The 11,101-nt window shown below is 64.5% G+C and carries 11 protein-coding genes; 8 read left to right on the top strand and 3 right to left on the bottom strand.

What is annotated here, in order from left to right; all coding sequences use genetic code 11:
- The first annotated feature begins 34 nt into the window (after positions 1 to 34).
- The 8 genes from glmU (at position 35) to E4P29_RS24885 (ending at position 8,302) form a co-directional block, all read left to right on the top strand.
- Positions 35 to 1,519, top strand: coding sequence for a bifunctional UDP-N-acetylglucosamine diphosphorylase/glucosamine-1-phosphate N-acetyltransferase GlmU (glmU, locus tag E4P29_RS24850; protein ID WP_135047780.1), 1,485 nt, complete (start codon positions 35 to 37; stop codon positions 1,517 to 1,519).
- Positions 1,516 to 2,499 carry a ribose-phosphate diphosphokinase gene (locus E4P29_RS24855; protein ID WP_135047781.1) on the top strand — a complete coding sequence of 328 codons (984 nt, stop codon included), beginning with the start codon at positions 1,516 to 1,518 and terminating at the stop codon, positions 2,497 to 2,499. Before glmU ends, E4P29_RS24855 begins: the two co-directional genes overlap by 4 nt.
- A gap of 215 nt (positions 2,500 to 2,714) precedes the next feature.
- The gene (locus E4P29_RS24860) at positions 2,715 to 3,350 is read left to right on the top strand and encodes a hypothetical protein (protein ID WP_209205509.1); all 636 of its coding nucleotides are present in this window, start codon (positions 2,715 to 2,717) and stop codon (positions 3,348 to 3,350) included.
- A gap of 18 nt (positions 3,351 to 3,368) precedes the next feature.
- A complete protein-coding gene (locus tag E4P29_RS24865) occupies positions 3,369 to 4,568 on the top strand; it encodes a histidine kinase (protein ID WP_135047783.1) in 1,200 nt (399 codons plus the stop codon).
- Positions 4,565 to 5,224: a response regulator transcription factor gene (locus E4P29_RS24870; RefSeq protein ID WP_135047785.1), complete on the top strand. Its 660-nt coding sequence runs from the start codon at positions 4,565 to 4,567 to the stop codon at positions 5,222 to 5,224. The genes E4P29_RS24865 and E4P29_RS24870 overlap by 4 nt, the downstream gene beginning before the upstream one ends.
- 81 nt (positions 5,225 to 5,305) lie before the next feature.
- Positions 5,306 to 6,061 carry an ABC transporter ATP-binding protein gene (locus tag E4P29_RS24875; RefSeq protein WP_135047787.1) on the top strand — a complete coding sequence of 252 codons (756 nt, stop codon included), beginning with the start codon at positions 5,306 to 5,308 and terminating at the stop codon, positions 6,059 to 6,061.
- On the top strand, positions 6,058 to 7,440 hold the full coding sequence (locus tag E4P29_RS24880; protein WP_135047789.1) for an ABC transporter permease: 1,383 nt from the start codon (positions 6,058 to 6,060) through the stop codon (positions 7,438 to 7,440). Before E4P29_RS24875 ends, E4P29_RS24880 begins: the two co-directional genes overlap by 4 nt.
- A 196-nt stretch (positions 7,441 to 7,636) precedes the next feature.
- On the top strand, positions 7,637 to 8,302 hold the full coding sequence (locus tag E4P29_RS24885; protein ID WP_348539779.1) for a hypothetical protein: 666 nt from the start codon (positions 7,637 to 7,639) through the stop codon (positions 8,300 to 8,302).
- 291 nt (positions 8,303 to 8,593) lie between these two features.
- Here E4P29_RS24885 and egtD read toward each other — a convergent pair whose 3' ends face one another.
- The 3 genes from egtD to E4P29_RS24900 all read right to left on the bottom strand — a co-directional run.
- Positions 8,594 to 9,559 (bottom strand): L-histidine N(alpha)-methyltransferase, encoded by a 966-nt coding sequence (gene egtD, locus E4P29_RS24890; RefSeq protein WP_135047791.1) that lies wholly within the window; start codon positions 9,557 to 9,559, stop codon positions 8,594 to 8,596.
- A gap of 9 nt (positions 9,560 to 9,568) precedes the next feature.
- Positions 9,569 to 10,309: an ergothioneine biosynthesis protein EgtC gene (gene egtC / locus E4P29_RS24895; RefSeq protein ID WP_135047793.1), complete on the bottom strand. Its 741-nt coding sequence runs from the start codon at positions 10,307 to 10,309 to the stop codon at positions 9,569 to 9,571.
- On the bottom strand, positions 10,310 to 11,101 hold a 792-nt coding region (locus tag E4P29_RS24900), incomplete at its 5' end, for an SUMF1/EgtB/PvdO family nonheme iron enzyme (RefSeq protein ID WP_135047795.1).

Here is an 11,101-nt window from a genome sequence, read left to right on the forward strand (position 1 = left end):
ATGCCCGTTTCGCGTCATCGCCCCGAGGAGCTCAATGCCTGTGCAGACCGCCGTGGTCGTTCTCGCTGCGGGTGCAGGTACCCGAATGCGGTCCAAGACTCCGAAAGTTCTGCATCCCCTGGCCGGGCGCACCATGCTTGCCCATGCGCTGCACGCCGCCGCCGATCTGGGCCCGGACCACTTGGTCACCGTCGTCGGACACGATCGCGAACGGGTGAGCGCCGCAGTTCACGATCTGGCCGCCACGTTCGGCCGCACCATCCACACCGCAGTGCAGGACCGACAGCTCGGTACCGGGCACGCCGTCCAGTGCGGTCTCGCGGCGCTTCCGGACGACTTCGAAGGCACCGTCCTCGTCACTGCCGCCGACGTCCCGCTACTCGACGGTCACACCCTCAAGGCGCTGCTCGACGAGCATCTCAGCGCGCCCCGCCCGGCAGCGGCAACGGTATTGACGTTCCTCCCCGAGGACGCCAACGGCTACGGCCGCATCGTGCGGACGGACGACGGCGAGGTGGCCGAGATCGTCGAACACGCCGACGCCACCCCCGCTCAGGTCCTCATCGGTGAGGTCAACTCCGGCGTCTACGCATTCGATGCGGTTGCTCTGCGCATTGCATTGGGCAAGCTCAGTACCGCGAACGCGCAGCACGAGCTGTACCTGACCGACGTGGTCAAGATCAGCAAGGCCGACGGCAAAGCCGTCTACGGAACTCAGCTCGCCGATCCGGATCTGGTGGTGGGGGTCAACGACCGGGTGCAGCTGGCGCACGTCACGTCCGTGCTCAACCGCCACATCATCGAACGACACATGCGCGCTGGCGTGACCGTCGTCGATCCCGCGACCACCTGGATCGACATCGGCGTCACGCTCGGCGCGGACGTGCGCATCGAACCCGGCGTCCAACTCCACGGCAAGACGCACATCGCCGACGACGCGGTCGTCGGACCCGACTCGACACTGCGAGACGTCGAGATCGGCGAACGCGCGTCGGTCGTCCGTACTCACGCAGAGCAGAGCGTCATCGGCCCCGATGCGACGGTCGGGCCGTTCGCCTATCTCCGTCCTGGATCCCGCATCGGTACCGGCTCGAAGATCGGCACGTTCGTGGAAACGAAGAATTCGACTATCGGCGATCACTCCAAGGTCCCGCATTTGACCTATGTCGGCGACGCGACGATCGGTGATCACTCCAACATCGGTGCCTCCAGTGTCTTCGTGAACTACGACGGCGTGAACAAGAGCCGCACGGTAGTCGGTTCGCACGTCAAGACAGGCTCGGACAACATGTTCGTGGCCCCTGTCCATGTGGGCGACGGTGCCTACACCGGAGCCGGAACAGTGCTCCGCAACGATGTACCACCGGGGGCGCTAGCCGTCTCCGCTGGCTCCCAGCGCAACATCGACGGCTGGGTCGAGAAAAAGCGTCCCGGCACGGCATCAGCGGACGCTGCGGCACGTGCACGGGCAGCCGAGTCGGCAAACGCGTACGAACTAGAGGACGGCGAAAAGCAGTGACCACCCCTAATTGGATCGACAACCAGAAGAACCTCATGTTGTTCTCTGGCCGAGCACATCCGGAGTTGGCCGAGCAGGTCGCCAAGGAACTCGGAGTCGAGATCACCCCGCAAACGGCACGGGACTTCGCCAACGGCGAGATCTTCGTGCGCTTCGAGGATTCGGTCCGCGGGTCGGACGCATTCGTTCTGCAGTCGCACCCGTTCCCACTGAACACCTGGCTGATGGAACAGCTCATCATGATCGACGCACTCAAGCGTGGATCCGCCAAGCGCATCACCGCGATCCTGCCGTTCTACCCGTACGCACGCCAGGACAAGAAGCACCGCGGCCGCGAGCCGATCTCCGCTCGCCTCGTCGCCGATCTGCTCAAGACCGCCGGTGCCGACCGCATCATCACCGTCGATCTGCACACGGACCAGATCCAGGGCTTCTTCGACGGCCCCGTCGACCACATGCATGCCCACAGCCAGCTCGCCGATCACATCCGCGGCAAATACAGCCTCGAGCACATCACCGTCGTCTCCCCCGACTCCGGCCGCGTGCGCGTGGCCGAGAAGTGGGCCGACTCGTTCGGCGGCGCACCGCTCGCCTTCATCCACAAGACGCGTGATCCCCTGGTGCCCAACCAGGTCAAGTCCAACCGCGTCGTCGGTGACGTCGAAGGCCGCACCTGCATCCTCATCGACGACATGATCGATACCGGCGGCACCATCGCGGGCGCAGTCAAGGTGCTCAAGGAAGCCGGGGCCGGTGACGTCGTCATCGCCGCAACCCACGGCGTGCTGTCCAACCCGGCCGCCGAGCGCCTCGCGAACTGCGGCGCCAAGGAAGTCGTCGTCACCAACACCCTGCCGATCAGCGACGAGAAGCGCTTCGACACGCTGACCGAACTCTCGATCGCACCGCTGCTGGCCCGCACCATCCGCGAGGTCTTCGAAAACGGCTCGGTCACCAGCCTTTTCAACGGCAGCGCGTAGTATCCCTGGGTCATTCCGCAGGCTCCACTCCCGACCTCTGGGTCATTCCGCAGGCTGCACTCCCGACCCCCAGGTCTGTTTCGCTCGATCCGAAACCCGCTCCGCCTGCCCCCCACCTGCACTGCATGAACTACGTCACGCCCGTGGCCGGAATATGCAGCTCGCGAGACGGGGGCGTGCGGGGCGGGTTTTGTTGTCACCTAAGATGACTCGTCGTGATCGACGCACATTCTCTCAACGCCCCGGCCGGAACTACTACCGTCAGAATCGCTCGATGGACGCCGGGCGGGTGCGTCTGGTGCGGCAGCACCGACAGCGTCGAAACCTTCCGTAACGAGCCGCGATGCGGCCTGTGCCGGGAGAAGGAAGCCGTCATCGACGAGGCGAAGCACTTCATCGGTATGTACGGTCTGCGGCCTCTGGGCGGCACGCTGGCCTCCGACGACGAGGAGGAGCGCGAGTACCGCGTCACTGCCCGCGATGCGCGTGAGGTGCTCAACCGCATTCGTCTCGAGAAGCTCCCCGACCCGGCCGCCGTCCGCAAAGCGTTGCGGCCCAGAGCCGCTGCTGCAGTGAACGCAGCGGCGTCTTCGACGGCGTCAGGGTCGGCTTCGGCGAAGGCACCCACCAAGAAGTCGCAGGCCGGTGTCACCGGGATCGACGCGATCGAACTGCAGTCGCGGGTGGAGAAGCTGCTCACTCAGCTCACCTCGGTGGACGAACAGATCAGCGCACTCGACGGCACGCAGGGCCTACCGGCACGCGCCCGTATGAAGGATCTCGAGAAGCAGCGGACAACCGTTCTGACGACGCTGGCCGCCCTCGAGAAGGCGCGTCGCCGCACCAACTGATGCACGTAGTCTGATCGAGTGCTGCGCAAGCGTTCGATCTCACGGCAAGTGCTCGACGCCGCGTATGCGGTCGTCTTCGTTCTGCTGCTGCTGGCGTCCACTCTGAACGGAGTCGCCGGTACCGCAGGTGTGGGTGTTCTGGTCGGGTTCGGCATTACGTTGGCCATCCGACGCCGATCACCACGATGGTCCTTGGCGCTCGCCTGGATGCTGGCCGTCGTGCAGATGGCCACCGGAGTGCTGCCGCTGTCTGCGGACACCGCGATCTTCGCAATTCTGTACTGTTCGGCCGCTTACGGCGACAACGTGGTTCGACGCCTCGGGCTCGTCTCGGCCGTCGGCGGTGGAGTCGTCGCAGCGCTGTATCTGGCGTATGTGGACGGCAATCCGTTCGGTCCGCCGACGGAAGAGGGATTCCAGGAACCCCGAATCGCGCAGTTCGCTCTGCTCCTCGCCGGCCTCTGGGCCATGTTGGGGTTGTCCTGGGCACTGGGCCGCCTCGCCTACGCTCGCCGTACCGCCATAGAGTCCGCGCACGCGCGGGAGCTCGCCGAGGTTCATCAGGCCCGCGCCGAGCACGAGGTGGCAATCGAGCAGGAGCGCAACCGAATTGCCCGCGACATGCACGATATCGTGGCGCATTCGCTGGCCGTGGTGATAGCACAGGCCGACGGCGCTCGATACGTACGCGCTGTCGATCCCGCCGCGGTGGACACCGCACTGACCACCATCTCCGATACCGCCCGCGCCGCGCTGTCCGATGTACGGGTACTGCTCGGCCAGCTGCGACACAGTCAAGGCGACCTGCCGAACCCGACGTCGGAGGATCTGGATCGACTGCTGGCCTCGATGCGGGCCACCGGTCTGCAGATCGACGCCACCATCGACACCACCGGCTCGTCGTTGGGGGCCGGAGCGCATCTGGCGCTGTACCGCATCGCACAGGAATCGTTGACCAATGCACTGCGACACGGCGACCCGGACGAGCCCGTGTCCGTCACCATCGAATCCGATTCTGCCGGTGTCGAACTGACGGTGCGCAACAGTGTCCGTCCCGGCTGTTCGGTCGCCGAATCCTCCGGCCACGGTGTCGCCGGGATGAAGGAGCGTGCCGGCCTCTCGGGCGGTACGTGCATCGCATCCGGTGACGATTCGTCGTGGACCGTCACCGCGTGGCTGCCTGCCACGTCCGAAGCCAGCAAGGGAACAGTGTCATGAGCGAACGCATCAGAGTGGCCCTGGTGGACGACCAGCAACTGTTCCGGGCGGGCATTCGTATGCTCATCTCATCCCAGTCCGACCTCGAGTTCGTCGGGGAAGCCGGGAACGGCGTCGAGGCCGTTGCGCTCGCCGCGTCCGCAACGCCGGACGTGATGCTCATGGACGTGCGGATGCCGGTGCTCGACGGTATCGCCGCCACCGAGCAGATCCTGGCTGCATCCGACAATCCGCCGCGGATCCTGGTCTTGACGACGTTCGATCTCGACGAGAGCGCTGCACGTGCAATCCGTTCCGGTGCAAGCGGATTCGTGCTCAAGGACGCCGACCCGGAGTTTCTGCTCGCGGCGATCCGCACGGTACATGCGGGCAACTCGGTCATTGCCGCGTCGGCGACGACCGGCCTGCTCGCGCATTTCACCCCGACTCCTGTGGTACCGAAGGCACCGGCCGAGTTCGCCACTCTCACGGCGCGGGAGAAGGAGCTGTTCAGGCTCACCGCACGCGGGCTGAGCAACTCCGAGATCGCCGAGCTCGAGTATCTCAGCGAAGCCACCGTGAAGACGCACATCAGCCGTATCTTCGCCAAGCTGCACCTGCGTGATCGGGTGCAGTTGGTGGTCTACGCCTTCGAGCACGGACTGACTGGAGACTGACACCGAAGTCATCCTGCAGATGTACGACGCGAAGACTCGCGCCTGATTACTTCGGTTCGGCGAATTCATAGCGTTGTTGCCATGACCATCACAGCAGGCCCTGTTGCACGGGCAATCCAAGTCAGCAAGTATTTCGGCGACTCGTCCAACCCGGTGAGCGCGCTCGACAACGTCTCTCTCGACATTCACGGCGGCCGGTTCACCGCCATCATGGGGCCATCGGGTTCCGGCAAGTCCACGCTCATGCATGTCATGGCAGGGTTGGACACCGCCAGTTCCGGGCAGCTCATGCTGGCCGGAGCCGACATCACCTCGGCGGGCGACGACGCTCTGACGACGTTGCGCCGCAAGCAGGTCGGCTTCATCTTCCAGTCGTTCAATCTCGTTCCGACGCTCGACGTCAGGGGCAACATACTGCTGCCGTTCGAGCTGGATGGCCGTGCGCCCACCGCCGAGGAGTCGGCCTGGATCGAGCAACTCATCGACACCCTGGGGTTGCAGAGTCGCGTCGGACACCGGCCCCATCAGCTCTCGGGTGGCCAGCAGCAACGCGTCGCGATCGCTCGTGCTCTAGGCACTCGGCCGCAGCTGATCTTCGCCGACGAACCCACCGGCAATCTCGATTCGCGCGCGGGGCGTGAGGTTCTCGGCCTCCTCGCTGCGGCGGTACATCAGTACGGTCAATCCATCGTGATGGTGACCCACGATCCTGTCGCGGCCAGTTACGCCGATCGCATCGTCTTCCTCGCCGACGGCCACATCGTCGACGAACTGGGACGTTCGACGCCGGAACAGATCTCGAACTACATGCTGGGAATGGAAGGTGTTCTCCGATGAGCGTGTCCACATCTGCTCGGGCATCTCGAGAACACGGTGCGAGCATTCTGGTGACGGCACTCGCGTCGTTCTTCGGCGTCGTGCTGATCCAGGCCACTGCTTTTCTGGTCGACATCTTCGACGACGGCAGCGACAGCACCGGAATCGTGGCGTTGTACTGCGTGGCACTGGTGTTCATCGGCCTCGCCCTGTACGTCGCGGCTGTCGTCACCTCGAACACGTTCGCGACGATCGTGGCCGGCCGCACCCGCACCATCGCGCTGCTCCGCCTGCTGGGTGCCCGGGCTCGTGATCTGCGTCGATCGGTCGCCCGGGAAGGCTTCCTCGTCGGGTTGTTCGGTGGCGCAGTCGGTCTGGTGCTCGGTGTCGGTGTCAGTCACCTGGCCCGCGCCGTCGCGGTCTCGGCCCGTCAGTTGCCGGATGTGCAGTACACGTCCGTACAGCCGCTGGTGATCCTTCCCGTCGTCACCGTGGTTCTGACGACAACTCTGGCGTCGTACGTCGGATCACGAAAAGTCCTCGACGTGACGCCCGTTCAGGCAACCGGCGGTGCCGTCGACACCGGGGTCGAGACTCCACGGTCGCGGCGGGTACGGACGGTGCTGTCGATCGTGCTCATTGCCGGCGGCGTCGTACTGCTCGGCCTCGGTGTGCTGATCGGGATGGTCAACCCCAGCGGCGTACTGGTGGCGTTCTTCGGCGGCGTGGCATCGTTCACCGGCATCATGGTGGGTGCCTACCGCATCCTGCCCGGCGTGCTCCGACTCGTCGGAAGGATGGCGGGCCGCGGGCCGGCCGCACGATTGGCCTCCGCCAACGCAATTCGCTATCCGGATCGCAGTACCCGCACTGCAGTGGGCCTGCTCATCGGGGTGACCTTGGTGGTCACCTTCGCGGTCGCGATGTACAGCTATCGATCGATGCTCGTCGACGAGTACGACGAGGAGACCATCGGTCAAGTGTTGACGGTGACCGTCGGAATCATGACCGGCCTCATCGGTTTCTCCGCCGTCATCGCCGCGGTCGGCATGGTGAACAACCTGTTGCTGAGCATTCTGCAACGCACTCGGGAAATCGGTCTGTTGCGCGCACTCGGATTCACCCGCAAGCAGATTCGTTCCATGATCGTCTCGGAGAGCACCCAGATGGTGGTCGCATCGATGGGCTTCGGGCTGATCCTCGGCATCGGATACGGCTGGGCCGCAGCACAATCGCTGCTGGGTTCGCTGAGCCACGGCGGGCTGTCTGCTCCGACACTCCCCTGGGCCGTCATCGCAGGCACGGTACTGTGCGGCGGGCTGCTGGCGCTCGGAGCATCGTTGGCTCCGGCGCGCCGCGCGAACAAGATCTCTCCGGTACTCGCGTTGGCGGACAACTGATCTCGAGACTCCGGGTTGGCTACCAGGGGCATGGTTGCGCACTACGTTCGCCGATCGACGGAATTCCGTCGATCGGCGAACATAGTGTGCAGTGGTGCCCGCTCCGCCGGGCAGTCCTGTGGATAAGGTCGTCGAGTTATCCACAATTGCGAGATTGCCACTGTTGCGCGGGCCCGTCAGCCGCAACGGTGTAGCAATGGGGGTTTACACAGTGCAGCACTTGCTCGCACAAGGAATCAGCACCAGCACGATTTCGAGGCGGTCGCAGTCCGGTGAGCTGGTGCGACTGCTGCCGAAGGTCTACGCGACGGAGAAGCCGGACTATTTCGGACTGTGCCTCGGGGCCACTCTGTGGAGACCGGAGGCCGCACTGAGTCACGAAAGTGCGGCTTGGTTATGGGGACTGATCCAATACGAACCGCGTCTGGTCGACGTCACTGTCGGCCCGACCGGCCAGTCGAGGTCGGTGCCCTGGATCCGAGTTCATCGCCGAGTTCTCGGCGACACCACCACGCGACGCGGCATGCGAGTGGTGTCCCTGGAGCAAACGTTCGTCGATGTCGCGACCTGCTTGTCGACGCCCGATCTCGAGAAGTTCTTCGACAACGCCATCGACAATCACGTGCCGTGGCGTCGGGTCGCTGAACTGTGTGACACGGCAAAGGGCATGGACGGGATGGCTGCAGTGCGCAAGCAGCTTCGAACCTGCTGCCCGAGAACTCTATCCGAGCCGGAACGGGTGGTGGCGCGGGCATTGAAAGCTCGCCACTTCACAATGGAGATCAATGCGCGCGTAGGTAAGTTCTACGGCGACCTGGTCGACTTTTCCGCACGAGTCATAGTCGAAATCGATGGACGATAGTTCCAAACGGACCCCGCGACGTTCAACAGTGATCGTCGACGGCAGAACGAGTTGGTGCTCGACGGATGGTTGGTGCTGCGATACTCGGCGGCCACAGCGCTTGCCGAACTCGATCGCGTCGTAGACGAAATCATCACGGTGGTGCGTCGTCGCCGGAAGTCGATTGCAGCAACGGGACGTCGACTCCCGTGAATACGCGACATCGACGGGCATGGTTGCGCACTACGTTCGCCGATCGACGGAATTCCGTCGATCGGCGAACATAGTGTGCAGCAGTGCCCGCTCTGTCGTTCAGACCCTTCCGGCCAGGATCAGAGCGAAGCGCGAATCGGCGTCGGACCACAGGTGGTGGACGTCGAAGCCCGCCACTTTCAATTCACCCGCAATGCCGTCCGGCCGGAACTTCGCGGAGATCTCGGTACGTAGATCTTCCCCGGACTCGAAGTGCACCTGCAGGTCCAGATCTTTCAGATACACCTCTTGCGCAGCTGTGGCCCGCAACCGCATCTCGATCCACTCGTGCTCGGCGTTCCACAGTGCCACGTGCTCGAAGGCCTCGGGGTCGAAGTTCGCGCCGAGTCGAGAGTTCAAGACCGACAACACGTTTCGATTGAACTCCGCTGTCACACCGGCCGCGTCGTCGTATGCGGGAACGAGCACGTTCGGATCGATCACCAATCCCACCCCGAGCAGCAAGAACTCGCCGGGGTCGAGTGCGTCCGCCACGGCCGCCAGGAATTCCTCGCGCTCCTGCGGGATGAGGTTGCCCAGAGTGCCGCCGAGGAAGGCGATGGTCCGGCCTGTTCCGGAAGGAAGATTGTGCAGGGTATCGGTGAAATCGCTGACGATGCCGTGCAGTTCCAGCGTCGGGAACTCCTGCGAGATCTGCTCGATGGCACCCTCCAAGGCGGTACTGGACACATCCTGAGGCACATACGTTGTCAGCGAACCGTGTTCGATGCCGGCGGACAACAGCAGCTTGGTCTTCTCCGACGAACCCGAGCCCAGCTCGATCAACATCGTCGATTCGGTGGCGCGGGCAATGTCGAGTGCATGCTCGTCGATCAGCGCACGCTCGGTGCGGGTCGGGTAGTACTCCTGCAGCACTGTGATCTGCTCGAACAGCTCACTGCCGACGGCATCGTAGAAGTACTTGGGCGAGAGCCACTTCGGGTCGGACGTCAGGCCCTCCCGCACGTCCTTGCGCAATTCGTCCAGCAGCGTCGTGTCGGTCAGATGTACGTCCACTGTGCTCATGACTCTCCTTCACTCTTCCAGGGTCGAAACGGTGACACCGGTCGCTGTCGCGACGACGATGCGGCGGTCGTCGATCGAGATCCATTCGGGATCGTCGTCGACGGGTTCGGAGGCGATCGTGACCGAATCCTCGGTGCGCAGTACCGACAGCGAATGATGCACCGCCGTGGCATACATGGCTTCGCCGTCCGAGAGCAGAAAATTCAGGCGCGCCTTGGGCGACCTGGCCAGGACCTCTCGAACCAGCACGCGCAGTGCCGACTCGGGATCATGGGTGCGCAACAGGTTTCGCAGCACGATCCACAGTCCGGCGGCGTCGGTAGGGGCCGGCAGCATCAACGCATCGGTCGGCGGAATCTCCGACCACAGCTCCGCCATCGATTCCGGCCAACCGAACACGACGCCGTTGTGGCTGAATGCCCAGCGCTCGTCGGTGAACGGGGCACAGGCACTGCGTTCGACCGGCATTCCCACAGTGGCCGACCGGACCGCCGCGACCACCGACGTCGACTGCAATTGCGGCAGAGCATCGTCGACCGCCGGGTCGGTCCAGATGGGCATCGGATTGCGGTAGCTGCGCACCGAGTCGTCGCTGTCCCACCATGCAACGCCGAACCCGTCGGCGTTGATGGTGCCGCCGCCCCGCATGTCGGTGGGCGCGAACGATTGTGTGCGTAGGGAGTTATCGCCCCGGGTCAGCAGTGACCCGACCGAGGTGGTTGCTCCGAGGTACCCGAGATGGCGGCACATTCAGTGCGACTCGACGTCGCGGGCCAACCGGAACCCACTGAAGATCTGCCGACGAATCGGGTGATCCCAGTTGCGGAACGTCCCGCGGCAGGCCACCTCGTCGGTGCCGAAAGAGCCGCCGCGTAGCACCTTGTAGTCGCCGCGCAAGAAGACCTCCGAGTACTCGGCGTACGGGAATGCCTCGAATCCCGGGTACGCCTCGAAATCCGAAGACGTCCACTCCCACACGTCACCGATCAACTGATGGACCCCGGCCGAGGACACGCCCTGCGGATACGCCCCGACATCGGCCGGTTCGAGATGTCGCTGATTCAGATTGGCATGTGCAGCAGTGGGTTCGGCGTCGCCCCAGGGATAGGCTCGGGTGGTGTTCGACGCCGCGTCGTACCGCGCGGCCTTCTCCCATTCCGCTTCCGTCGGTAGCCGCTTGCCTGCCCAGCGCGCGTAGGCGTCGGCCTCGAACCAGCACACGTGCACGACGGGCTGCTGCGGACGCACCGGCCTGCGTACCCCGAAGCTTCGACGCCACCAGGTGCCGTCGGAATCGGACTCCCAGAACTGTGGGGCCGTGAGCTGCGCGTCGACGCGGTGCGCCCACCCCTTCTCGGTCCACAACTCGGGGCGCTGGTAGCCGCCGTCGGCGATGAAGTTCATGTACTGCGCGTTGGTGATCGGGGCGCGGTCGATGGCGAAGGTCGGCACGTGCACAGGGTGTGCGGGCCGCTCGTTGTCCAGCGCCCACGGGTCCAGGGAGGTTCCCATCGTGAACGGCTCGCCCGCAACGATGGCTTC

The organism is Rhodococcus sp. 1R11 (genome assembly GCF_004563845.1).
GTDB lineage: Bacteria > Actinomycetota > Actinomycetes > Mycobacteriales > Mycobacteriaceae > Rhodococcoides.